This window comes from Streptomyces violens, from assembly GCF_000717745.1.
Lineage (GTDB): Bacteria > Actinomycetota > Actinomycetes > Streptomycetales > Streptomycetaceae > Streptomyces > Streptomyces violens.
In genome coordinates, this window is sequence record NZ_JOBH01000027.1 from 1 (window position 1) to 21,880 (window position 21,880).

Genomic DNA, 21,880 nt, shown 5'->3' on the forward strand with positions numbered 1-21,880 from the left:
CGCCGAGGTCACCGTCGACCTGGTGCACCGCGAGGTACGCGCCCAGGGCATCAAGGCCGCATTCGAGCTGGACGAGAACGCCCGTTGGCGACTGCTGGAGGGCCTGGACGACATCAGCCTCACCCTCCGGGAGGAAGACTCCATCGCCGCCTACGAAGCGAACAGGCCGTCCTTCAAGCCGCGTACAGTAGTGGCCTGACCTCGGGGTTTTCTGGCTGAAAGACATCTTGCATACGATGCGCTCCTTGCCACTTGGCAAGGGGCGCATCGTCTTGTTGAGTGGCGTGTTGAGGCCCCGTGAAGCGACAACTCACCGCAGATGGCACAATTAGCGCATGGAACGCGACGGCCAACTGGAGCTCTACGGTCTCGTCGCCGACCGTCTCAAGGCCGCACACACACGAGTGCGGACACTGCAAGTCCCGGAGGGCGTACGGATGGCGCTGACCCGGAAGCTGCTCGTCATCACGGCTGCGGCAAAACACGATCTCGCCGGCGCGGCGCGGCGTCTGGAGCGCTTCATGAACGACCTCGACGAAGGGCGTTATCCCGAAGACGTGGATGCCGACGGAACTCCGTGACGGTCGAGTTCGTTGCGGCACAAGGGTGATTAGCCCGTTTCGTGTTTGATTTGCGGTATATATCTGCCTAACGTGCGAAAAAGCTTGAACACATACGTTCCAGCAATGTCTCCGAAGGGGAAGACGTGAACAAGGCGCAGCTCGTAGAAGCCATTGCCGACAAGCTCGGCGGACGTCAGAACGCCGCGGACGCGGTCGACGCGGTCCTGGACGCCATCGTCCGTGCCGTGGTCGGCGGCGACCGCGTTTCGGTCACCGGATTCGGCTCGTTCGAGAAGGTCGACCGCCCGGCCCGTTACGCCCGTAACCCGCAGACGGGTGAGCGGGTGCGGGTGAAGAAGACCTCCGTGCCGCGTTTCCGCGCCGGACAGGGCTTCAAGGACCTGGTCAGCGGCTCGAAGAAGCTCCCGAAGAACGACGTGGCCGTCAAGAAGGCCCCGAAGGGCAGCCTTTCGGGCGGCGCTTCCACCCGTACGACCGCCAAGGCCGCGGCCAAGAAGGCCACCGCCAAGAAGTCGGCGGCGAAGAAGACCACGGCCGCCAAGAAGACCACCACCGCCAAGAAGGCGACGCCGGCGAAGAAGACGACCGCCGCCAAGAAGGCCACCACGGCCAAGAAGGCGACGCCGGCGAAGAAGACCGCCACGGCCAAGAAGGCCACGCCGGCCAAGAAGGCCACCACGGCGAAGAAGACCACGGCCAAGAAGACCGCCCCCGCCAAGAAGACCACGGCGAAGAAGGCCCCGGCCAAGAAGGCCACCGCCCGCAAGACCACCGCCAAGAAGACCACCGCCCGCAAGCGCTGACCGTCCGGCGGCGAACCTCGCGACGGGCCGGGCTCCCCTGGGGAGCCCGGCCCGCGGTGCGTTGCCCGGCCCCCTCCCGATTAGGCTCTGACCATGCAGGCCACCGCATACACCTACGACGCCGACAGCCGCACGGGCAGCGTGCTGCTCGACGACGGCACCCCGCTGCCCTTCGACACCGCCGCCTTCGACGCGGGCGGCCTGCGGCTGCTCCGGCCCGGCCAGCGGGTCCGCATCGACGTGACCGGCGAGGGCGGCGACCGCCGCATCACCCTCATCACCCTCCAGACGTTCTGAGAGGCGCTCCGGGCCCCCTCAGGCCCCCGGAGCACCCAGCGCCGCGATTCCCGCCGAGATGGCCGCCGTATGGCGGGCCGTCCGCGCCCCCACGCCCAATTCCAGCGCCACCCGCAGATCCTCCGGAGTGTCCACGTCCTGCCGCACGGACCGCACGTCGGACAAAGTGATCTCCTGAGCGCCGGAAGCCGCGTGCCGGGCCCGTGAGGCGCCGCCGAAAGCCGGGGACAATTCCGCCCCCGGCGCCGCGGTCAGCAGCGTCGTCCCTATTTCCGCCGCATCCGCGAGAAATGCACGCGGAAATTGCGCGGCCGCGGCGAGCACCCGTTCCAGTTCCGCCGGACGCAGCGCCGGGAGATCCGCATTGAGCGCCGCCACCGCCGCACCGGGACGGTACGCCCGTACGGTGTGCGCCCCGTACGCGATTGCGGGATTCAGCCCCGCCGCCGGTACATCGGCCACGATGCGCGCCCCGAGGCCCGCGAGCGCCTCACCGGCCTGCGGATCATCCGTGACAACCACCACATCGCGCACCACCGGACATTCCAGCGCCGCGGCCACCGTGTCCAGGGCGAACGCCAGTGCCAGCCGGGGCCGGAAGCGCGCGTCCGCCGCGGCGGACAGCCTGCTCTTGGCCCGCACCAGCGGTTTCAGAGGCACCACCAGGCTCCACACCGCATCCGCTCCTTCTTCTCGCATCGGCAGCATTGTCACCCGCTGCCGCCGCCCGCAGCAGGGCGCGGGGATACGGTGTCCTCGACAGACCGGGTACCGGGGGCGACACTTGTGCGGCTGCCGGGTCGCCGCAGCTCAGCAGGTCCCATTAGGAGGGTGTCCGAGTGTCCCGCCACAGAATCGGCTTCTGGTACCGCCTCGCAGCGGTCATCGCAAAACCGCCGCTCGTGGTGCTGTTCAAGCGGGACTGGCAGGGAATGGAGCACATTCCCGCCGAGGGCGGATTCATTACCGCGGTCAACCACAACTCGTATCTCGACCCGCTCTCCTACGCGCACTATCAGTACAACAGCGGACGCGTCCCGCGATTCCTCGCCAAGAGCGGCCTCTTCAAGGGCGGCTTCGTCGGCGCCATCATGCGCGGCACGGGACAGATCCCGGTCTACCGCGAATCCACCGACGCGGCCACCGCGTTCCGCGCCGCCGTGGACGCCATCAACCGCGGCGAATGCGTCGCCTTCTACCCCGAAGGCACCCTCACCCGGGACCCCGACATGTGGCCCATGCAGGGCAAGACCGGCGCCGCCCGCGTCGCACTGCTCACCAAGGCGCCCGTCATCCCGGTCGCCCAGTGGGGCGCCAACGAAGCGATGCCGCCGTACGCCAAGGAGAAGAAGCTCCGCCTCTTCCCGCGCAAGACGCTGCGCGTGAAGGCGGGCCCGCCGGTCGACCTGGCCGAGTTCTACGGCCAGGAGCCCACCGCCGAGGTGCTGCGCGCCGTCACCGACCGCATCATGGCCTCGGTGACCGCCATCCTGGCCGAGGTCCGCGACGAACCCGCGCCGGCCGAGCCGTACGACCACCGCAAGGCCCGCGCCGAACAGCGCCGGAAGAACCAGCAGATGCGGCGGCGGGACAAGACGCCCGGCGCCACTCAGGAGGATGAAGGCAAGTGACGCGCTGCGCCGTCTACGGCACGGGGTCGTGGGGCACCGCATTCGCGATGGTGCTGGCCGACGCGGGCTGCGAGGTGACCCTGTGGGGCCGCCGCGCCGAGCTCGCCGAGGCCATCAACACCGGCCGCACCAACCCCGACTACCTCCCGGGCGTGGAGCTGCCGCAGACCGTACGGGCCACCACCGATCCCGCCGAGGCCGCCGCCGGCGCGGAGTTCACCGTCCTCGCCGTACCGTCCCAGACGCTGCGCACCAACCTCGCGGACTGGGCGCCGCTGCTGCCCTCCGACACCGTCCTGGTGTCCCTGATGAAGGGCATCGAGCTCGGTACGGCCAAGCGGATGAGCGAGGTCATCGAAGAGGTCGCCAAGGTGCCCGCCGAGCGGGTGGCCGTGCTGACCGGCCCGAACCTCGCCAAGGAGATCGCCGCCCGGCAGCCCGCCGCCGCCGTCGTCGCCTGCACCGACGAGGCCGTCGCCACCCGCCTGCAGGCCGCCTGCCACACCCCGTACTTCCGCCCGTACACCACCACCGACGTGGTGGGCGCGGAGCTGGGCGGCGCGGTGAAGAACGTCATCGGCCTCGCGGTGGGCATCGCGGGCGGCATGGGCCTCGGCGACAACGCCAAGGCATCCCTCATCACCCGCGGCCTCGCGGAAACCATGCGGCTGGGGCTCGCGCTGGGGGCCGACCCGGCCACGTTCGCGGGGCTGGCGGGCATGGGCGACCTGGTCGCCACCTGCTCCTCGCCGCTCTCCCGGAACAACACCTTCGGCCAGAACCTCGGCCGCGGCATGAGCCTCGAAGAGACCATCGCCGTCACCAAGCAGACCGCCGAGGGCGTGAAGTCCTGCGAATCGGTGCTGGACCTGGCCCGCCGGCACGGCGTCGAGATGCCCATCACGGAGACGGTCGTGAGCATCGTCCACGACGCGAAGCCGCCGCTGGTGGCCCTGAAGGAACTGATGTCGCGGTCGGCGAAGCCGGAGCGGCACTGAACGGGCGGTTGTCCACAGGCTCCCGACGGCCGCAAGCCGTGAACCGCCCGTTGTCCACAGGCCCCGACGGCGATGAGCCGTAGGCGTTACCTTCGCGGCATGCCGCTTCTGGGCGGCATGTGTGGTGGAGGTGGGGGAGGGGCCTTGGCCACGGTACGGAAGTTCCCCGAAGTTCTCCCGCTGGTCTGGGGAGAGGGAGGGGCCCTGCCCAGGAACGCGGGGGCGTGGCCCATTGAAGCGCCCCACACCCCCCAAGACATTCGCATCCGCCGTACCAACAGGTAGTCTCGGTCCGATATGAGCAGCGAGACCTCCTCCCAGAAGCCCCGCGTCGCCGTCGTGTTCGGCGGGCGCAGCTCCGAGCACGCCATCTCCGTGGTCACCGCGGGCGCCGTCCTGAGCGCCATCGACCGTGAGAAGTACGACGTGCTGCCGATCGGCATCACGACGGACGGCCGCTGGGCGCTGACCGCCGACGAGCCGGAGCGGATGGCCATCACGGACCGGAAGCTGCCGAGCGTGGCGGAGCTGGCCGAGTCCGCCGACGGCGCCGTGGTCCTGCCGGTCGACCCCACCAGCCGTGAGGTCGTCTACAGCGAGCCCGGCCAGGTACCGAAGGCGCTCGGCGACGTCGACGTGGTCTTCCCCGTCCTGCACGGCCCGTACGGCGAGGACGGCACCCTCCAGGGCCTCCTGGAGCTGTCCGGCGTGCCCTACGTGGGCTCCGGCGTGCTCTCCTCGGCCGTCGGCCAGGACAAGGACTACATGAAGCGGGTGTTCGCCTCCTTCGGGCTGCCGGTCGGCCCGTACGAGGTCATCCGCCCGCGCGAGTGGGAGCAGACCGGTCCGAATGGAGAAAAGGGCGCGGCGGCGCGCAAGAAGATCGTGGACTTCGCCGGTGAGCACGGCTGGCCGCTGTTCGTGAAGCCCGCCCGCGCCGGCTCCTCCATGGGCATCTCCAAGGTGGACGACCTCGCCGGGCTGGACGAGGCCATCGAGGAGGCCCGCCGCCACGACCCGAAGATCCTGGTCGAGTCGCTGCTGAGCGGCCGGGAGATCGAGTGCGGCGTGCTGGAGTTCGAGGACGGCCCGCGGGCCAGCGTCCCGGCCGAGATCCCGCCGGTCACCGCGCACGACTTCTACGACTTCGAGGCCAAGTACATCGACTCCGCCACCGGACTGGTGCCCGCGCCGCTCACCGAGGAGCAGACCGCGCGCGTCCAGGAGCTGGCCGTCGAGGCGTTCGAGGCGGCGTCCTGCGAGGGCCTGGTGCGCGCCGACTTCTTCCTGCAGGACAACGGCGAGTTCGTCATCAACGAGATCAACACGCTGCCGGGCTTCACGCCCATTTCGATGTACCCGCGGATGTGGCAGGAGTCCGGGGTGAGCTACGCCGAGCTGGTGGACCGGCTCATCCAGGCGGCGCTGCGGCGCTCCACGGGCCTGCGCTGAGCCCGGCCGGGCGGACGGTCGGGGCGTGTCCTACACGACCCCGACCGGGACGGTCTTCTTCACCGCCGACGCCAGGTCGGTGAGTACATCGACCTCGGGCGCGTACTTCCCCGGTACGGTCACCTCGACGTGCGCGCGGCGCAGCACGGTCGTGAAGCGGTAGCCGTCGTCCTGTTTCTCGAAGAGCCACTCGACGCCGTTGATTTCCGCGGCGTCCTGCAGCGGGTTGTAATGTTCATTACCAGGCTTCAGTACGTCGGGCTCCGGCACGCCGCAGCGCAGCTGTACGGCGGGCTCGCCCCACACGGCGGTGAAGTCGGAGACGGGATCGGCGGTCCGCCGCTTCAGACCGTCCACGGCGTCGGGCAGTTTCCCGTGCAGCGCCCGGCAGAGCCGGGCCTGCTCCCCCTTCGGGGCGGGAACCGCCACGCTCGCCGAATCGTCGGACGGGGCACAGCCCGCCACTGCGATCAGTACGGCGAGCAGCGGCGGAGCGAGCGACCGGCCTGGCGAGGATTTCACCCGGCCGAGCATACGGGGGACTAGATATGAACCACCGGGCAGGTCAGCGTGCGCGTGATGCCGTCCACTTGCTGGACTTTGGCGACCACCATGCGGCCCAGATCATCGACCGTGTCAGCCTGGGCACGCACGATCACGTCGTAGGGACCGGTCACGTCCTCGGCCTGGATCACACCGGGCAGTTTGGCGATCACTTCGGCGACCGCGGACGCCTTGCCGACCTCGGTCTGGATCAGGATGTACGCCTGTACCACGGGACCTCCAGGGCGGCTTCGAGGATCATGTGGGAAGAAGGGACGCCACGGTACCGCGTCGCCGAGCGGAGCGGGGAGACCCGCGCGGCGGACGCGGTGAACAGTTCGCGGCCGCCGGCGCGGAACGCGTCACCCGGAGCGCGGCCGTCCGGGAAGGCGGCGCAGGCCGTGCGCGACGCGTCAGTGGAGTACGGAAGGTCCGTACGCATGGGAAGGGCAACAGCATGAAGGGCACCGTCGGCGAGTTGGGGGAGTTCGGCCTCATCAGAGAGCTGACCTCGCGGCTCACCTCCACCCCGGCCGTACGCATCGGACCGGGCGACGACGCCGCCGTGGTCACCGCGCCGGACCGCCGGGTCGTGGCCAGTACGGACGTACTCCTCGAAGGGCGGCACTTCCGCCGCGACTGGTCCACCGCCTACGACGTCGGCCGCAAGGCCGCGGCCCAGAACCTCGCCGACATCGCCGCCATGGGCGCGGTCCCCACCGCCATCCTGCTCGGCCTCGTGGTGCCCGCCGAACTCCCCGCCACGTGGGCGACGGAACTGATGGACGGGCTGCGGGACGAGTGCCAGGTGGCGGGCGCCGCAGTGGTCGGCGGCGACGTCGTACGCGGCGAGATCATCACCGTCGCCATCACCGCCCTCGGCGACCTGCGCAACGCCGAGCCGGTCACCCGGGGCGGCGCCCAGCCCGGCGACGTCGTCGCGGTCACCGGCTGGCTCGGCTGGTCGGCGGCGGGCCACGCCGTCCTCACCCGCGGCTTCCGCTCCCCGCGCGCCTTCGTGGAGGCGCACCGCAGGCCGGAGCCGCCGTACCACGCGGGCCCCGCGGCCGCCGGGCTCGGCGCGACCGCCATGACGGACGTCAGCGACGGCCTGGTCGCCGACCTCGGGCACATCGCCGAGGCCAGCAAGGTCCGTATCGACCTGCAGTCCCAGAAGATCGACGTGCCCTCGCAGATGGCCGACATCGGTACGGCGTGCGGCGTGGACCCGCTGCAGTGGGTGCTCTCCGGCGGCGAGGACCACGCGATCGTCGCGACCTTCCCGCCGGACGTGAAGCTCCCCGCCCGCTGGAAGGTCATCGGCGAGGTCCTCAACCCCTCCGCGCTGCCCCAGGTCACGGTGGACGGCGCGCCCTGGACCAAGGGCGGCTGGGACCACTTCGGCGACGACGACGTGGTCGGCTAGCCCGGGGCCGACATGGCCGGCCGGATTCGGCGGTCGATTAGATTCGGGGCATGCACACACCACCCCGCGTCCTGACCGTCGCAGGCTCCGACTCCGGTGGCGGCGCCGGCATCCAGGCCGACCTGAAGACGATGCTGGCGCTCGGCACGCACGGCATGAGCGTGCTGACCGCCGTCACCGCGCAGAACTCCCTGGGCGTCCAGGGCGCCTGGGAGCTGCCCGTCGAGGCGGTGACGGCGCAGTTCCGCAGTGTCGTGGACGACATCGGCGTCCAGGCGGTCAAGACGGGGATGCTCTCCTCGCCCGAGCTCGTCGAGACGGTGGCCGGGCTGCTCGCGGACCTGGACGCCCCTGTGGTCATCGACCCGGTCGGCGTTTCCAAGCACGGCGACTCGCTGCTCGCCGCCACGGCCCTGGACGCGGTCCGTACGAAGCTGCTGCCGACCGCGACCGTCGCGACCCCCAACCTGGACGAGGTGGCCCGGCTCACGGGCGTACAGGTCCGGGAAGAGGCCGATATGCGGGGGGCGGCCGCGGCGATCCTGGCCCACGGCCCGCGCTGGGCGCTGATCAAGGGCGGCCATCTGGCGTCCTCGGAGGAGGCGGTGGATCTCCTCACCGACGGTGATCAGGAGTACTGGCTGCGCGCCCCGCGCCACGACAACCGGCACACGCACGGCACGGGCTGCACGCTCGCCAGCGCGATCGCCGCCCGGCTCGCGCACGGCGACACCGTCCCGGAGGCCGTGGCGGCGGCGAAGGAGTACGTCACGGGCGCGATCGCGGCCGGCTTCCGGCTGGGCGGCGGCATCGGTCCCGTCGATCACGGGTGGCGGCTGCGCTGAGTACTGCCGCGGGGGCGGCCCCTCGTGGGTACGCCCCCGCCCGTGCGGCCCCCGGGCACCGAAAAGAACGACAGAAAAGCCGGCCCACCCTGAGGTGGACCGGCTTCAAGGCAACCGGCAGAGGCTGCGCCACGACGTAACGTCAGCGCGCGACCTTGCCGGCCTTGATGCACGAGGTGCAGACGTTGAGCCGCTTCGGCGTGCGCCCGATCACAGCGCGCACCGTCTGGATGTTGGGGTTCCAACGACGGTTGGTGCGGCGGTGCGAGTGAGAAACGCTCTTGCCGAAGCCCGGCCCCTTGCCGCAGACGTCGCAGTTGGCAGCCACGGGTCACTCCAAAGACTTCAGATGCACTTACGGTAATTCCCAGCGCGCCGAGTGCATTGAACGACAAGCGGTGCCGGGAGGGGAAAAACCCGATTCGCATCGGGCAACCGGAGCAGCATACAACGACCGCTCCCGCCCTACGAAACTACCATGACCGCCCGGGGGGCCCGGCCCGAGCACCCGTCCCGTCCGCCGCTACCCTGCGGTGCACTGCCTGCCCCGACCGGGGAGGACAGGACATACGGCGACCGAGGAGGACGCACGGTGCCCCGAGGACGCACGGTGCCGCACACGCTCGACGCTGCCGCGGTCCGCGCATGGTGCGAGCTGTCCCTGGAGGCACTCGGCCGGGACCGCGAGCGGATCGACGCGATCAACGTCTACCCCGTCGCGGACGGTGACACCGGCACCAACCTCTACCTGACCGTGGAGTCCGCCGCCCGCGCGGTCGACGCCGCCTTCGACGGGCACGCCGCCTCCGGTACCGCGCCGCCCGGCCTCGCCGACGCCATCGGGGCGATGGCGCACGGCGCGCTCATCGGGGCGCGCGGCAACTCCGGCACCATCCTGGCGCAGCTGCTGCGCGGCATGACGGAGGTGCTGGCGCCGGACCCGGGGCCGGACCCGGGGGACGGTACGGCGGAGCGTGACGGAGGGCACGGTCCGGCCGCGGTACTGGCGCGAGCGCTGCGGCGGGCCGCGGCGTCCACGTACGAGGCGGTGGCGCACCCCGTGGAGGGCACGGTCCTCACCGTGGCGACGGCGGCCGCCGAGGCCGCCGAGGGCGCCGTGCCGGGCGGTGACGTGGTGGCGGTGGCCCGCGCGGCCCACGAGGGCGCCAGGAAGGCGCTGGAGGCCACCCCGGGGCAGCTCGCGGTCCTCGGCAGGGCCGGCGTGGTCGACGCGGGCGGCTGGGGCCTGGTCGCCGTCCTGGGCGCGCTCGCGGACGCGCTGTCCGGGGAGCGCACGGCAGCGGCCGGAGGCGTACGGATCGCCGTGGGCGCCCCCGCCTCCCGGGGCGGCACGGAGCCCGCCACGGTCGTCACCGAGGCCGGCGGCTGCGGCCCCGACGAGCACGCGGCGGCCGACGGCCCCGCCTTCGAGGTGATCTACCTCCTGGAGGCCGGCGACGAGGCCGTGGCCCGGCTGCGCGCCCGGCTCGACGGGCTCGGCGACTCCCTGGTGGTGGTCGGCGGGGGCGGCCTGTGGAACGTCCATGTGCACGTGGACGACGCGGGCGCGGCCGTCGAGGCGGGCATCGAGGCGGGCCGCCCGTACCGGATCCGCATCACGCACTTCGCGGGCGCCGGGGCCGCCCGGGGCGCGGCCCCGGAGCGCGCGGAACGGGCCGTGGTCGCGGTGGTACCGGGAGACGGGCTGGCCGGGCTGTGCGCCGCGGCCGGCGCGACCGTGGTCTCCGTACGCGCCGGGGAGCCGCCCGCCAGCGGCGAGCTGGTCCAGGCGATCCGGCAGGCGCACGCCCGCGAGGTGGTGCTGCTGCCGAACGACGCCGACCTGCGGCACACGGCCGCCGCCGCGGCGGGGCAGGCCCGTACCGAAGGCGTGCGCGTCGCCGTGATCCCCACCCGGGCCGCGGTCCAGGGCATCGCGGCGCTGGCCGTCCATGAGTCCGGCCGTACGTTCGACGAGGATGTGGTGGCGATGACCTCGGCGGCGGGCGCCACCCGGTACGGCGAGCTGACGGTCGCCGAGCGGCAGTCCTGGACCATGGCCGGGGTCTGCCAGGCCGGGGACGTGCTGGGGCTGGTGGAGGGCGACGTCGCGGTGATCGGTACGGACCCGGCGGCCACCGCCCTCGACGTACTGGACCGGATGCTCTCGGCGGGCGGCGAGATGGTCACCCTCGTGCGCGGCGAGGGCTTCCCCGAGACCCTGGCCGACCGCCTCGAACGCCACGTACGCGAGCGCTATCTGGCCGTGGACACGGTGGTGTACGCCGGGGGCCAGCAGTCGTCGCTGCTGCTGATCGGCGTGGAGTAGCCGCCGGGGGAGGCCCGTTCGCCGGTCCTCCCGCCGGTTGTCAGTGGCGTGGTGTGCAATGGACCCGTGCTGGATGAACCACTGAAGAAGATCCTCGGCGGCACCACCGCGAAGGTGCTGGCCGAGCACCTCGGCCTGCACACGGTCGGCGATCTGCTGCACCACTACCCCCGCCGGTACGCCGAGCGCGGCGAGCTGACCACCCTCGCCGACCTCCCGCTCGACGAGCACGTCACGGTCGTCGCCCGGGTCGCCGACGCCCGGGTGCACACCTTCAACCACGGCCGTGGCCAGCGCCTGGAGGTCACGCTCACCGACGGCAGCGGCCGGCTCCAGCTCGTCTTCTTCGGCAAGGGCATCCACAAGCCGCGGCACGACCTCCTCCCCGGCCGCCGCGCGATGTTCGCGGGCAAGGTCTCGGTCTTCAACCGCAAGCTCCAGCTCGCCCACCCCGAGTACGAACTCCTCGCGGGCGAGGGCGGCGACGACGCCGTGGACGCCTTCGCGGGCCGGCTCCTGCCGATCTACCCGGCGGCCCAGAAGATGCCGTCCTGGAAGATCGCCAAGGCGGTGGACGCCGTACTGCCCAGCGCCCGGGAGGCGGTCGACCCGCTGCCGCCCACGCTCCGCGAGGGCCGCGGCCTGGTCCCGCTCCCCGAGGCCCTCCTCAAGATCCACCGGCCCGCCACCAAGGCCGACATCGCCGACGCCCGGGCCCGCCTCAAGTGGGACGAGGCGTTCGTCCTCCAGGTCGCCCTCGCCCGCCGCCGCTTCGCCGAGACCCAGCTCCCGGCCGTCCCCCGCCCGCTCACCGAGGACGGCCTCCTGGACGCCTTCGACGCCCGCCTCCCCTTCACCCTCACCGACGGCCAGCAGAAGGTCAGCCGCGAAATCTTCGACGACCTGGCCACGGACCACCCGATGCACCGGCTGCTGCAGGGGGAAGTTGGTTCGGGCAAGACGATGGTCGCGTTGCGGGCCATGCTTGCCGTGGTGGACACCGGTGGGCAGGCGGCGATGCTGGCGCCGACCGAGGTGTTGGCGCAGCAGCATCATCGGTCGATCACCGAGATGATGGGGGAGCTGGCCGAGGGCGGGATGCTCGGTGGGGCGGAGCGCGGTACGAAGGTTGTGCTGCTGACCGGGTCCATGGGGACCGCCGCGCGGAAGCAGGCACTGCTGGATCTCGTGACGGGCGAGGCCGGGCTGGTGATCGGCACGCATGCGCTGATCGAGGACAAGGTGCAGTTCCACGACCTGGGGCTGGTCGTGGTGGACGAGCAGCACCGGTTCGGCGTGGAGCAGCGGGACGCACTGCGCTCCAAGGGCAAGCAGCCGCCGCATCTGCTCGTGATGACTGCGACGCCCATTCCCCGGACGGTCGCGATGACGGTCTTCGGTGATCTGGAGACGTCCGTACTGGACCAGTTGCCGGCCGGGCGGTCGCCGATCGCCAGCCATGTGGTGCCGGCCAAGGACAAGCCGCACTTCCTGGCGCGTGCGTGGGAGCGGGTGCGGGAGGAGGTCGAGGGCGGGCATCAGGCGTACGTGGTGTGCCCGCGGATCGGTGACGAGGAGGAGCCGAAGGGCGCGAACGGCGCGAAGAAGAAGGCGCAGGGGGACGGGGAAGAGGCCGCGGAGGAGGCCGAGAAGCGGCCGCCGCTGGCCGTGCTGGACGTCGCCGAGCAGCTGGCCAAGGGGCCGCTCGCGGGGCTGCGCGTGGAGGTGCTGCACGGGCGGATGCAGCCGGACGACAAGGACGACGTGATGCGCCGGTTCGCCGCCGGTGAGGTGGATGTGCTGGTGGCGACGACCGTCATCGAGGTGGGCGTGAACGTACCGAACGCCACGGCGATGGTGATCATGGATGCCGACCGGTTCGGGGTCTCGCAGCTGCACCAGTTGCGCGGGCGGGTGGGCCGCGGCTCGGCGCCCGGCCTGTGCCTGCTGGTGACGGAGATGTCCGAGGCGAGCCCGGCGCGGGCCCGGCTGGGCGCCGTGGCGAGCACGCTGGACGGCTTCGAGCTGTCCCGGATCGACCTGGAGCAGCGGCGCGAGGGCGACGTCCTGGGGCAGGCGCAGTCCGGAGTGCGCTCCAGCCTCCGGATGCTCGCGGTCATCGAGGACGAGGACGTGATCGAGGCGGCCCGCGAGGAGGCGACGGCGACCGTGGCGAACGACCCGGAGCTGGCCGGACTGCCCGAGCTGCGGGTCGCGTTGGACGCCCTGCTGGACACCGACCGGGAGAGCTACCTGGACAAGGGGTGAGGGCGGGGCACGGGCGCTCCCGTGCGGGGGCCGATTGTCAGACCCCGCTGGGAGGATGGACACAGTCCGGGCCGATCCGGGAGTGGTTGGCCGCAGTTGGACCATTGGGGGGCTGTGTCATGGCATTCCGGCATCTGAACGAACTCCCGCTCGGCGACAAGATCTTCCGCATCGAGCTCGCCAGCGACGACGACGCGACCGTCACGCTCACTCTCACGGGCTGGCACGAGGACGCCCCCGAGACCCTCCTCGCCTCCGGCGCCCTCACCCTGCCCCTGACCGAGGTCCCGGCCCTGCGGATCGCGCTGAACCGCGCCCTGCGCGCCCTCGCGCTGGTCGCCGACGTGGCCGAGCCGATACCGGACCGCGATGTGCTGCGCGAGCTGTTCCCCGGGCACGGCGCGCCCTGGGTGCCGCAGCACGAGGAGGACCTGACGCGCCGGTTCCACGCGGGCGAGACCATCGCGCGGATCGCCGCCCGCTTCGGCCGCACGCCCGATTCGGTACGGACGAAGCTGCGCGAGCTCGGCCACGACCCGCGCCGCCCCGAGTACTGCCCGCCGGACGGCTGCCTGTCCTGGTCGCGGTACGCCTCGCCCGCTCTGGTGGGCGCGGTCGAGGACGCCGAGCGCGGCTGACCGGCGGGGGACGCCATATCGTGGTGGTACGGAGCCGGACTCGGCCCCGCACCACCACCGAACCGCACAGCTGAGGACGAGAATCGTATGACCCGCGTGATCGCCGGCGTGGCCGGCGGCCGGCGCCTGGCCGTGCCGCCCGGTACGGGCACTCGCCCGACCTCCGACCGGGCGCGCGAGGGCCTGTTCTCCACCTGGGAGGCGCTGGACGGCCCGCTGACCGGCGCCCGGGTGCTGGATCTGTACGGCGGCTCGGGCGCGGTCGGCCTGGAGGCGCTCTCCCGGGGCGCCGCGGCCGTACTGCTCGCCGAGGCCGACCCGAAGGCCGCCCGCACGATCCGCGAGAACATCCGCAGCCTCGGCCTCCCGGGCGCCGAATTCCGCGCCGCGAAGGCCGAACAGGTCGTCGCGGGGCCGGTCTCCGGCGAGCCGTACGACCTCGTCTTCCTGGACCCGCCGTACGCCGTCACCGACGACGATCTTCGCGAGATCCTCCTCACACTCCGCTCCCAGGGCTGGATCACGGGCGACGCGCTCGCCACCGTGGAGCGCAGCACCAGGGGCGGAGAATTCCGCTGGCCCGACGGATTCACGGGCCTGCGCTCCCGCCGCTACGGCGAGGCCACGCTTTGGTACGGTCGCGCCGCTTCGACGTGCGAGGACGCCGGTGGGGACGCCGGCGACCGCCCTGACGGGAACGCCACGTCGGCAAGCGAGTCATGACCGGATCGGAGAGCGAGGAACCTCAAGTGCGCCGTGCCGTCTGTCCGGGGTCGTTCGACCCCATCACCAACGGGCATCTGGACATCATCGCCCGGGCCTCCAAGCTCTACGACGTGGTCCACGTCGCCGTGATGATCAACAAGTCCAAGCAGGGCCTGTTCACGGTCGAGGAGCGGATCGAGCTGATCCGCCGGGCGACCGCCGAGTACGGCAACGTCGAGGTCGAGGCGTTCCACGGCCTCCTCGTCGACTTCTGCAAGCAGCGTGACATTCCGGCCATCGTGAAGGGCCTGCGCGCGGTCAGCGACTTCGACTACGAGCTGCAGATGGCCCAGATGAACAACGGCCTCTCGGGCGTGGAGACCCTCTTCGTCCCGACCAACCCGACCTACAGCTTCCTCTCGTCCAGCCTGGTCAAGGAGGTCGCGGCCTGGGGCGGCGACGTCTCCCACCTGGTACCGGACTTCGTCTTCGAAGCCCTCACGGAGCGCCTCGGGGAGAAGTGACGCGGGAAGCGGTGGAGGGCCGTCCGGCTGACGGTACGTCAGTGGGTGTCGGCGCCCGGGCGGGTGGCCGTACAGTCGGTCCCGTTCCGTCGTTTCATCCCCCAGAGAGTGGCGAGCCCCAGTGGACGTGCAGAAGAAGCTCGACGAGATCGTCGAGACCGTCGGCCATGCCCGGTCCATGCCCATGTCGGCCTCCTGCGTGATCAACCGCGCGGAGCTGCTGGCGATGCTCGAAGAGGTGCGGGCCGCGCTCCCGGGGTCCCTCGCGCAGGCGCAGGAGCTGCTCGGCGGGCGCGAGCAGATGGTCGAGGACGCCCGCGCCGAGGCGGAGCGGATCATCGAGAGCGCGCACGCCCAGCGCGGCTCGCTGCTCTCCGAGACCGAGCTCGCCCGGCAGTCCCAGGAGGAGGCCGACCGCATCCTCGCGGAGGCCCGCCGGGAGGCCGAGGAGATCCGCGCCGAGGCCGACGACTACGTCGACAGCAAGCTCGCCAACTTCGAGGTCGTACTGACCAAGACCATCGGGTCCGTGGACCGGGGCCGCGAGAAACTGCTCGGCCGCGGCCCGGGCCTGGACGAGGCGGGCTACGCGGACACCGAGGCGCCCGAGCGCAGCGCCGACCCGGAGACACTGCGGCAGCGCGCTGACGCGTACGTGGACGCCAAGTTCGGCGCCTTCGAGGCCGTGCTGACCAAGACCCTGGAGGCGGTCGGGCGCGGCCGCCAGAAGCTCCTCGGAGCGCAGCCCAGCGACGAGCTCGCCGCGGCCTTCGCCGCGCACACGGACCCCGCGACGGGCCTGCCGCAGTCCGGCGACGCCGAGTACCTCGCCGACCTCGCCGCCGCCCAGGCGCCTGCCGCGCCCCAGGCACCGCAGGCACCCGCGGCGCGGCCCGGCGACCAGACGGCGGGACAGCCGACGGGACAGCCCTTCGTGCAGCCCGGCCCGGAGCCCGCGGCGCCGCAGCAGCAGGACTACTACGCCACGGCGGGCTACGGCCAGGACGCGTACGGCTACCAGCAGCCCCAGCAGTACGCCCAGCAGCAGGACCCCTACGGCTACGGCTGGCAGCAGCAGGCCCCGCAGCAGGGCTACGACCCCGCCGCGTACGTCCCGCAGCAGGCCCAGCAGTTCCCGCAGGGCGAGCAGCCCCAGCACCACGGGCAGCCCCAGCATCAGGGACAGCAGCCCGCCGCCCTGGACGAGACCAGCCTCTTCGACACCAGCATGATCGACCTCGACCAGCTCCGGCAGTACGAGCAGGGGCACTGACGCGCGCGAGGTCAGCGGTGCCGGGGGCACCGGGCGCGGATTGGGTCAATCGCGACCCGTCCAGTATCCTGGCTGTTCGGTCGCGCATACGTCCGCGATCTGTGCTGCCCGACGACCGCCCCGTGCGGCGCCGGCGGCCGTACCGCCGTAGAAAGCAGGAAGCCATCAACGCCCGCCTAGACCACCGTTCCCCGCTCGTGTTCGATACACGCGAGCTGGGCCGGCGTCCCGGTGCGATGAAGAAGGTGTCCCGCTCCGTCGAGGCCCCCTCGGACCTCGGCAACGAGGTCATCGGAGTGCCCCAGGGCGCGCCGGTGGAGCTCGACCTCCGCCTGGAGTCGGTCATGGACGGGGTGCTTGTCACAGGCACCGCCCGTGCATCCGTGACAGGGGAGTGCGTAAGGTGTCTGGAGCCGCTCGAGCGTGAGCTCGACGCGGACTTCCAGGAGATGTTCTCCTACCCCGACGCCGATGCCCGGGTCCGCGAAGCGGACGCAGGCGACGACGCCGAGGACGAGGAGGACACCCTCTTCCTCGAGGACGACCTGTTCGACCTCGAACCCGTGCTGCGCGATGCGGTGGTGCTCGCACTGCCGATGCAGCCGGTGTGCCAGGACGACTGTCCGGGCCTGTGCTCCGACTGCGGAGCCCGGCTCGCAGACGACCCGGACCACCACCACGATGCCGTCGACATCCGTTGGGCGGCACTGCAGGGACTCGCCGGATCCATCCAGGACGGCGAGAAGGACAACATGGGCGGCGCCGATGCGGGCGTCGACGAGAAGCAGGAGAAGTAGCCGTGGCTGTTCCGAAGCGGAAGATGTCGCGCAGCAACACGCGCCACCGCCGGTCGCAGTGGAAGGCTGCGGTCCCCACCCTGGTGGCATGCAGCAGCTGCCACGAGCCGAAGCAGCAGCACATCGCGTGCCCCGCTTGCGGCACCTACAACAAGCGCCAGGTCCTCGAGGTCTGAGCGGCTGGTGACGGGCTCTATGTCAGACGCTGATTCGTCGAAGAACTCCTCGAAGACTCCGTCTGCGGACACGGCCTCGTCCCACACGCTTCTGGAAGGGCGGCTCGGGTACAAGCTCGAGTCCGCCCTTCTGGTGCGTGCGCTGACGCACCGCAGTTACGCATACGAGAACGGCGGGCTGCCCACCAACGAACGGCTGGAGTTCCTCGGGGACTCCGTCCTGGGCCTGGTGGTCACCGACACGCTGTACCGCATCCACCCCGACCTGCCCGAAGGCCAGCTGGCCAAGCTGCGGGCCGCGGTGGTCAACTCGCGTGCGCTCGCCGAGGTGGGCCGCGGCCTGGACCTCGGTGCCTTCATCCGGCTCGGCCGGGGTGAAGAAGGTACCGGCGGCCGGGACAAGGCATCCATCCTCGCCGACACACTCGAAGCGGTCATCGGCGCGGTCTATCTGGACCAGGGCCTCGACGCGGCCTCCGAACTGGTACACCGCCTGTTCGACCCGCTGATCGAGAAGTCCTCCAGCCTCGGCGCCGGCCTGGACTGGAAGACCAGCCTCCAGGAACTGACCGCAACCGAAGGACTCGGGGTCCCGGAATACCTGGTCACGGAGACCGGCCCGGACCACGAGAAGACCTTCACTGCTGCCGCCCGCGTCGGTGGTGTCTCGTACGGCACCGGCACCGGCCGCAGCAAGAAGGAAGCCGAGCAGCAGGCGGCGGAGTCCGCCTGGCGGGAGATCCGCGCGGCGGCGGACGAGACGGCCAAGGCCGCCACGGAAGCCACTACGGAATCCGCCACGGAAGCCGCCACCGGCGGTCCCGCGAGCTGAATGCGCGCCGCGTGCCTCGCGCACGCGGGTCCCCGCCCGACCACCCCTTCACAGGGGCAGGACGGGCGGGGTTTCCTTTTCCCGGCGCCTGGAACCCGCTCGGTCACAGCGCCCCCACCGGACACACCGCCCTCCCGAGGAGATCCCTTGCCCGAGCTGCCCGAGGTCGAGGTCGTACGGCGCGGTCTGGAGCGCTGGGTCAGCGGCCGCACGATCGACACGGTGGAGGTCCTGCACCCGCGGGCGGTGCGCCGCCACACGGCGGGCGGCGCGGACTTCGCCGCACAGCTGGCCGGCCACCGCGTGGGCGAGGCCCGCCGCCGCGGCAAGTACCTGTGGCTGCCGCTCGCCGGCGACCTCTCGGTACTGGCCCACCTCGGCATGAGCGGCCAGCTCCTGGTCCAGCCGCAGGACGCGCCCGACGAGAAGCACCTCCGCGTCCGGATCCGCTTCACGGACGCGGCGAACGTACCGGACGCGTCCCCCGCGGCACCCGGTGTCGCACCGGCCGACGACCTGCCGTCGGACACGATCGACACCGAACTCCGCTTCGTCGACCAGCGCACCTTCGGCGGTCTCTCCCTCCACCCCACCGTCCCCGGCGACCCCGACGGCCTCCCCGACGTGATCGCCCACATCGCGCGCGACCCCCTCGACGCGGCCTTCGACGACGCCGCCTTCCACGACGCGCTGCGCCGCCGCCGTACGACGATCAAGCGCGCGCTCCTGGACCAGTCCCTGATCAGCGGCGTCGGCAACATCTACGCCGACGAGGCCCTCTGGCGCGCCAAGCTCCACTACGACCGCCCCACGGCCACCCTCACCCGCCCCCGCACCACCGAACTCCTCGGCCACATCCGCGACGTCATGACCGCGGCCCTCGCCGTGGGCGGCACCAGCTTCGACAGCCTCTACGTCAACGTCAACGGCGAATCCGGTTACTTCGAACGCTCCCTGGACGCCTACGGCCGCGAAGACGAACCCTGCCGCCGCTGCACCACCCCGATCCGCAGACGGCCGTGGATGAACCGGTCGAGCTATTACTGCCCTCGGTGCCAGAGGGTGCCGCGGGCGCGCTAGCCGCTCCGCTGGGCCTCGAAAGCCGGGCAAACGGCCCGGTGGGCGGGGCGGACCAGCTCACCGGGGAGAGGGGCGAGGCCGCCGAGCCGCACGGCCACGGGGTCGGCGTAACCCGGGACGGTCACCAGCCGCCAGCGGTGCTGCGAGAGCACCTCTTTCGCAGGGCGGTCTTCCGTGTCCAGGTAGACCCATCGGTCGTAGTTGGTCGGAAGATGCGCGAGTGCGGCTCGGCAGTCGGGACAGCTCGGTGGCTCCCACCACTCGAAGCTGTCCGGGCCGAGGTCGGCCCGGGGCGGGGCAGTGGCGCCATCGGCCTTGGCGAGCGCGTTGGCGCAGACGTTCCAGCACTCCTCGCAGAGGACCGCCATGAGCTTGATGCGACCGCGTTCGTGCACGGTTGGACCGGCTCTGTGGCAGGTCTGACAGGTCTTTTCCCCCATGAACCGGAGAGTGAACGCCGACGTTCACAGGGCGGCAGGGCGCAAGCGGGGGCGCGTGGGTGCGCAGTGCCTGGCGTTCAGAAGCCGAAGTCCTGGGTCCACCAAGGGCCGGTCGGGGACTGGGTGAGGCCTACGCCGAGGGTTCGGTAGGTGCAGTTGAGGATGTTGGCGCGGTGGCCGGGGCTGTTCATCCAGGAGTCCATGACGGCCTGGGGAGTGGCCTGGCCTCGGGCGATGTTCTCGCCGCCGAGGCCGGTGATGCCGGCGGTCTTCGCGCGGTCCCAGGGGGTGGCGCCGTCCGGGTCGGTGTGGGCGAAGAAGTCGCGGCGGGCCATGTCCTCGCTGAAGGTCTGCGCCAGGTCGGTGAGGCCCGGGTCCGGGGTGAGCGGGGCGCAGCCCGCCTTGTCGCGTTCCTTGTTGACGAGGGAGAGGACCTGGGAGGTGGCCGAGGAGGGGGCGGGGGGTGAGGCCGTCGCGCGGGGCTTGGAGGGGGTGGTGTCGTCGGTGCCGGGGCGGGTGGTCTCGGGGCGGTCGCCGTCCTTGCCGGACGTACCGGCGCGGGGGGTGCCGGACCCGGACGTGCCGTCGGGTGAGGTGCCGTTGCCGGGCGCGCCGGCCGTCGGGCCGGATGACGTGCCCGCGGAAGGTGATGCGCTGGGGGCTGTGCCGCCGGGTGCGTCCGGGCGGGGGGCGCCGCGGTCGGCCGGGAGCGGGGAGCGGGCGCCCTGGGTGGTGGTCACGTCCGGCAGTGCGCCGGTGCTGATGCGGCCACCGGGGCCCTCCGCGCTCCCCGGGTCGTACGGGCCGCTCCCCGGCAGCAGACCCGCCGACACGGCCACGGCCCCCATCGCCAGCGCAGCCGACACGCCCAGCAGGCCGGTCCGTACGGGAGTGGTGCGGAGGATGCCACCGGGGCGGAAGGGGCTGGTGGGACGAAAGGGGCCAGAGGGAACAGGGGCAGGGGGGCCGGGCACCCGGGCGGAGTGCTGGGCGCCGCCCGAAGAAGGGCCCGCGGAGCTCAGCGGAGCCGCCGGGCGGTGGGCGCGGTGGCGGCCCGTGGCGGGTTCGGCGGCCGGCGCTCCGGGTACGGGAGCGGTGCGTCGGTGGCGGCCCATCCCGTGACTTCCTTCCGTTCACGAATGTCGTATGTGAATCACCCGTACGAGTGACCGGTGATGCCGAGTGACAGTACGGCACGACGTATGGGGCCGAAGTGCTTGCTGAGCAATTGGCCGGTTAGCGTGCACACATGAACGAAGATGTCCGTCTGACGGCCTGGGTGCGCGGCCGTGTGCAAGGTGTCGGCTTCCGATGGTTCACCCGGGCCAACGCGCTGCGCATCGGGGGGCTCGTCGGCTTCGCAATCAACCGGGAGGACGGCCGCGTCCAGGTCGTCGCCGAGGGCCCCCGGGAGCGGTGCGAGGAGTTGCTGGAGTGGCTGCGGACCGGGGACACGCCCGGCCGGGTCGACGGTGTGAGTGAGATTTGGGACACGCCGCGAGGCGGGTACGACGGCTTCGCGATCCGCTGACGGAGGGCGCCGACCCGTCGCCCGGGCCGCCCGCGACCCGTTCCATGACGTGCGGCAGGAACCTGCTGGAGGCAGAAACCGCCTGGTGGTTGCCAATTCCGCCGACCCGTGGAAAGCTGCGGCAGTAAGGATGATCTCCACGCCCCGGGGCCGTTTCCGGAGCGCCGCCGCGAGTCTTCAGCAGGCGTGTGCGCTCACGAGCCCTTGGATACGGGCTGTGATCGTGTTGACCGTCAATCCATTTGGTGAGACTCTGGAATCCCCGCGCACCTTAGCTGTTTGGCATTGCGTAGACCAAAGAATGCCAGACACCGCGGGTGCGATTCCCTCACGACCCACCACCGCTTCGGTCGGTCACTCAGTGTGGAGGACCATCCATCATGGCAAAGGCGCTTCTCGGTTACGTCGGCGGCTCCGACCCCCGAGTCCTCGCCGAGATGCGACGGCTTCAGCAGCGCGTTCAGGATCTGGAATCCGAGCTTGTCAGGATCCAGGCGGAGAACGACGCGCTGTCCGCTGCCGCACGTCACGGCGACCGGCTGCTCGACAGCATCGACGTACCCCAGGCGGAGCCGGCGCTCACCTGACCCTCGCCCCAAGGGACGGTCGGGCTGAAACGACAGCCACTTGAGGCACCGCTCTATGAAGATTCAAGGGACGCTTCGGCGTCCCTTCGTCGTTCACGCCCCCGCTTCCCGGTGGCCTCTT

General features: G+C 71.5%; 26 protein-coding genes and 1 pseudogene. 21 read left to right on the forward strand and 6 right to left on the reverse strand.

Annotated elements, in window-relative coordinates; all coding sequences use genetic code 11:
- The 4 genes and pseudogenes from IF04_RS0133905 to IF04_RS0133920 all read left to right on the forward strand — a co-directional run.
- A pseudogene (locus tag IF04_RS0133905) lies at positions 1-199 on the forward strand (3-isopropylmalate dehydratase small subunit); the annotation flags it as partial.
- A gap of 136 nt (positions 200-335) precedes the next feature.
- Positions 336-581: an SCO5555 family protein gene (locus IF04_RS0133910; protein ID WP_030267010.1), complete on the forward strand. Its 246-nt coding sequence runs from the start codon at positions 336-338 to the stop codon at positions 579-581.
- 125 nt (positions 582-706) lie between these two features.
- Positions 707-1,387, forward strand: a complete 681-nt coding sequence (locus tag IF04_RS0133915; RefSeq protein WP_030267013.1) for an HU family DNA-binding protein — start codon at positions 707-709, stop codon at positions 1,385-1,387.
- Between the two features lie 93 nt (positions 1,388-1,480).
- Positions 1,481-1,684, forward strand: a complete 204-nt coding sequence (locus IF04_RS0133920; protein WP_030267017.1) for a hypothetical protein — start codon at positions 1,481-1,483, stop codon at positions 1,682-1,684.
- 18 nt (positions 1,685-1,702) lie between these two features.
- Here the strand turns inward: IF04_RS0133920 and cofC are convergent, their stop codons facing one another.
- Positions 1,703-2,392: a 2-phospho-L-lactate guanylyltransferase gene (gene cofC, locus IF04_RS0133925; RefSeq protein ID WP_030267021.1), complete on the reverse strand. Its 690-nt coding sequence runs from the start codon at positions 2,390-2,392 to the stop codon at positions 1,703-1,705.
- A gap of 131 nt (positions 2,393-2,523) precedes the next feature.
- Between cofC and IF04_RS0133930 the strand changes: the two genes are divergently transcribed.
- The 3 genes from IF04_RS0133930 (at position 2,524) to IF04_RS0133940 (ending at position 5,765) form a co-directional block, all read left to right on the forward strand.
- Complete coding sequence (locus IF04_RS0133930) at positions 2,524-3,315, forward strand: lysophospholipid acyltransferase family protein (RefSeq protein WP_030267024.1); 792 nt, start codon at positions 2,524-2,526, stop codon at positions 3,313-3,315.
- Positions 3,312-4,313 (forward strand): NAD(P)H-dependent glycerol-3-phosphate dehydrogenase, encoded by a 1,002-nt coding sequence (locus tag IF04_RS0133935; protein WP_030267028.1) that lies wholly within the window; start codon positions 3,312-3,314, stop codon positions 4,311-4,313. Before IF04_RS0133930 ends, IF04_RS0133935 begins: the two co-directional genes overlap by 4 nt.
- 297 nt (positions 4,314-4,610) lie before the next feature.
- On the forward strand, positions 4,611-5,765 hold the full coding sequence (locus tag IF04_RS0133940; RefSeq protein WP_030267032.1) for a D-alanine--D-alanine ligase family protein: 1,155 nt from the start codon (positions 4,611-4,613) through the stop codon (positions 5,763-5,765).
- Positions 5,766-5,795: 30 nt separating this feature from the next.
- Here the strand turns inward: IF04_RS0133940 and IF04_RS0133945 are convergent, their stop codons facing one another.
- Together IF04_RS0133945 and IF04_RS0133950 are read right to left on the reverse strand one after the other, a co-directional pair.
- Positions 5,796-6,299: a DUF3515 domain-containing protein gene (locus IF04_RS0133945; RefSeq protein WP_030267034.1), complete on the reverse strand. Its 504-nt coding sequence runs from the start codon at positions 6,297-6,299 to the stop codon at positions 5,796-5,798.
- 8 nt (positions 6,300-6,307) lie between these two features.
- Complete coding sequence (locus tag IF04_RS0133950; RefSeq protein ID WP_030267036.1) at positions 6,308-6,541, reverse strand: Lrp/AsnC family transcriptional regulator; 234 nt, start codon at positions 6,539-6,541, stop codon at positions 6,308-6,310.
- A 224-nt stretch (positions 6,542-6,765) separates the two neighbouring features.
- On the opposite strand from IF04_RS0133950, the gene IF04_RS0133960 reads away from it, so the two are divergent.
- Positions 6,766-7,734 carry a thiamine-phosphate kinase gene (locus IF04_RS0133960; protein ID WP_030267042.1) on the forward strand — a complete coding sequence of 323 codons (969 nt, stop codon included), beginning with the start codon at positions 6,766-6,768 and terminating at the stop codon, positions 7,732-7,734.
- Between the two features lie 50 nt (positions 7,735-7,784).
- A complete protein-coding gene (gene thiD / locus IF04_RS0133965) occupies positions 7,785-8,579 on the forward strand; it encodes a bifunctional hydroxymethylpyrimidine kinase/phosphomethylpyrimidine kinase (RefSeq protein WP_030267045.1) in 795 nt (264 codons plus the stop codon).
- Positions 8,580-8,721: 142 nt separating this feature from the next.
- Here thiD and rpmB read toward each other — a convergent pair whose 3' ends face one another.
- Positions 8,722-8,907 carry a 50S ribosomal protein L28 gene (gene rpmB, locus IF04_RS0133970; protein ID WP_030267048.1) on the reverse strand — a complete coding sequence of 62 codons (186 nt, stop codon included), beginning with the start codon at positions 8,905-8,907 and terminating at the stop codon, positions 8,722-8,724.
- A 282-nt stretch (positions 8,908-9,189) separates the two neighbouring features.
- On the opposite strand from rpmB, the gene IF04_RS0133975 reads away from it, so the two are divergent.
- The 10 genes from IF04_RS0133975 to mutM all read left to right on the forward strand — a co-directional run bounded on the left by IF04_RS0133975 (position 9,190) and on the right by mutM (position 19,201).
- Complete coding sequence (locus IF04_RS0133975) at positions 9,190-10,908, forward strand: DAK2 domain-containing protein (protein WP_030267050.1); 1,719 nt, start codon at positions 9,190-9,192, stop codon at positions 10,906-10,908.
- 66 nt (positions 10,909-10,974) lie between these two features.
- Complete coding sequence (gene recG / locus IF04_RS0133980; RefSeq protein WP_030267052.1) at positions 10,975-13,176, forward strand: ATP-dependent DNA helicase RecG; 2,202 nt, start codon at positions 10,975-10,977, stop codon at positions 13,174-13,176.
- A 119-nt stretch (positions 13,177-13,295) separates the two neighbouring features.
- Positions 13,296-13,814, forward strand: a complete 519-nt coding sequence (locus IF04_RS0133985) for a hypothetical protein (protein WP_030267054.1) — start codon at positions 13,296-13,298, stop codon at positions 13,812-13,814.
- A gap of 87 nt (positions 13,815-13,901) precedes the next feature.
- Positions 13,902-14,537, forward strand: coding sequence for a 16S rRNA (guanine(966)-N(2))-methyltransferase RsmD (rsmD, locus tag IF04_RS0133990; protein ID WP_051831808.1), 636 nt, complete (start codon positions 13,902-13,904; stop codon positions 14,535-14,537).
- 26 nt (positions 14,538-14,563) lie between these two features.
- Positions 14,564-15,043 (forward strand): pantetheine-phosphate adenylyltransferase, encoded by a 480-nt coding sequence (coaD, locus tag IF04_RS0133995; RefSeq protein ID WP_037801125.1) that lies wholly within the window; start codon positions 14,564-14,566, stop codon positions 15,041-15,043.
- Between the two features lie 121 nt (positions 15,044-15,164).
- Complete coding sequence (locus tag IF04_RS0134000; protein WP_030267062.1) at positions 15,165-16,316, forward strand: F0F1 ATP synthase subunit B; 1,152 nt, start codon at positions 15,165-15,167, stop codon at positions 16,314-16,316.
- Between the two features lie 197 nt (positions 16,317-16,513).
- Positions 16,514-17,113 (forward strand): YceD family protein, encoded by a 600-nt coding sequence (locus IF04_RS0134005; RefSeq protein WP_245654596.1) that lies wholly within the window; start codon positions 16,514-16,516, stop codon positions 17,111-17,113.
- A 2-nt stretch (positions 17,114-17,115) separates the two neighbouring features.
- Positions 17,116-17,289, forward strand: coding sequence for a 50S ribosomal protein L32 (gene rpmF, locus IF04_RS0134010; RefSeq protein ID WP_030267069.1), 174 nt, complete (start codon positions 17,116-17,118; stop codon positions 17,287-17,289).
- Positions 17,290-17,308: 19 nt separating this feature from the next.
- Positions 17,309-18,121 (forward strand): ribonuclease III, encoded by an 813-nt coding sequence (gene rnc / locus IF04_RS0134015; protein ID WP_030267072.1) that lies wholly within the window; start codon positions 17,309-17,311, stop codon positions 18,119-18,121.
- Positions 18,122-18,268: 147 nt separating this feature from the next.
- A complete protein-coding gene (mutM, locus tag IF04_RS0134020) occupies positions 18,269-19,201 on the forward strand; it encodes a bifunctional DNA-formamidopyrimidine glycosylase/DNA-(apurinic or apyrimidinic site) lyase (protein WP_030267074.1) in 933 nt (310 codons plus the stop codon).
- On the opposite strand, the gene IF04_RS38540 is transcribed toward mutM, so the two are convergent.
- A complete protein-coding gene (locus IF04_RS38540) occupies positions 19,198-19,596 on the reverse strand; it encodes a DUF6083 domain-containing protein (RefSeq protein WP_245654597.1) in 399 nt (132 codons plus the stop codon). The genes mutM and IF04_RS38540 overlap by 4 nt on opposite strands.
- 122 nt (positions 19,597-19,718) lie before the next feature.
- A complete protein-coding gene (locus IF04_RS0134030; RefSeq protein WP_030267080.1) occupies positions 19,719-20,756 on the reverse strand; it encodes a CAP domain-containing protein in 1,038 nt (345 codons plus the stop codon).
- Between the two features lie 134 nt (positions 20,757-20,890).
- On the opposite strand from IF04_RS0134030, the gene IF04_RS0134035 reads away from it, so the two are divergent.
- Together IF04_RS0134035 and IF04_RS0134040 are read left to right on the forward strand one after the other, a co-directional pair.
- The gene (locus tag IF04_RS0134035) at positions 20,891-21,172 is read left to right on the forward strand and encodes an acylphosphatase (RefSeq protein WP_030267085.1); all 282 of its coding nucleotides are present in this window, start codon (positions 20,891-20,893) and stop codon (positions 21,170-21,172) included.
- 380 nt (positions 21,173-21,552) lie between these two features.
- Positions 21,553-21,759, forward strand: a complete 207-nt coding sequence (locus IF04_RS0134040; RefSeq protein ID WP_030267089.1) for a hypothetical protein — start codon at positions 21,553-21,555, stop codon at positions 21,757-21,759.
- Positions 21,760-21,880: the final 121 nt, after the last annotated feature.

Excerpts from the sequence above, each read along its gene's own strand:
- IF04_RS0133910 (WP_030267010.1), top strand. The coding sequence starts at position 336 with ATGGAACGCGACGGCCAACTGGAGCTCTACGGTCTCGTCGCCGACCGT.
- IF04_RS0133920 (WP_030267017.1), top strand. The coding sequence starts at position 1,481 with ATGCAGGCCACCGCATACACCTACGACGCCGACAGCCGCACGGGCAGC.
- cofC (WP_030267021.1), bottom strand. The coding sequence starts at position 2,392 with ATGCTGCCGATGCGAGAAGAAGGAGCGGATGCGGTGTGGAGCCTGGTG.
- IF04_RS0133940 (WP_030267032.1), top strand. The coding sequence starts at position 4,611 with ATGAGCAGCGAGACCTCCTCCCAGAAGCCCCGCGTCGCCGTCGTGTTC.
- IF04_RS0133945 (WP_030267034.1), bottom strand. The coding sequence starts at position 6,299 with ATGCTCGGCCGGGTGAAATCCTCGCCAGGCCGGTCGCTCGCTCCGCCG.
- IF04_RS0133960 (WP_030267042.1), top strand. The coding sequence starts at position 6,766 with ATGAAGGGCACCGTCGGCGAGTTGGGGGAGTTCGGCCTCATCAGAGAG.
- thiD (WP_030267045.1), top strand. The coding sequence starts at position 7,785 with ATGCACACACCACCCCGCGTCCTGACCGTCGCAGGCTCCGACTCCGGT.
- IF04_RS0133985 (WP_030267054.1), top strand. The coding sequence starts at position 13,296 with ATGGCATTCCGGCATCTGAACGAACTCCCGCTCGGCGACAAGATCTTC.
- rsmD (WP_051831808.1), top strand. The coding sequence starts at position 13,902 with ATGACCCGCGTGATCGCCGGCGTGGCCGGCGGCCGGCGCCTGGCCGTG.
- rnc (WP_030267072.1), top strand. The coding sequence starts at position 17,309 with ATGTCAGACGCTGATTCGTCGAAGAACTCCTCGAAGACTCCGTCTGCG.
- IF04_RS0134030 (WP_030267080.1), bottom strand. The coding sequence starts at position 20,756 with ATGGGCCGCCACCGACGCACCGCTCCCGTACCCGGAGCGCCGGCCGCC.
- IF04_RS0134035 (WP_030267085.1), top strand. The coding sequence starts at position 20,891 with ATGAACGAAGATGTCCGTCTGACGGCCTGGGTGCGCGGCCGTGTGCAA.
- IF04_RS0134040 (WP_030267089.1), top strand. The coding sequence starts at position 21,553 with ATGGCAAAGGCGCTTCTCGGTTACGTCGGCGGCTCCGACCCCCGAGTC.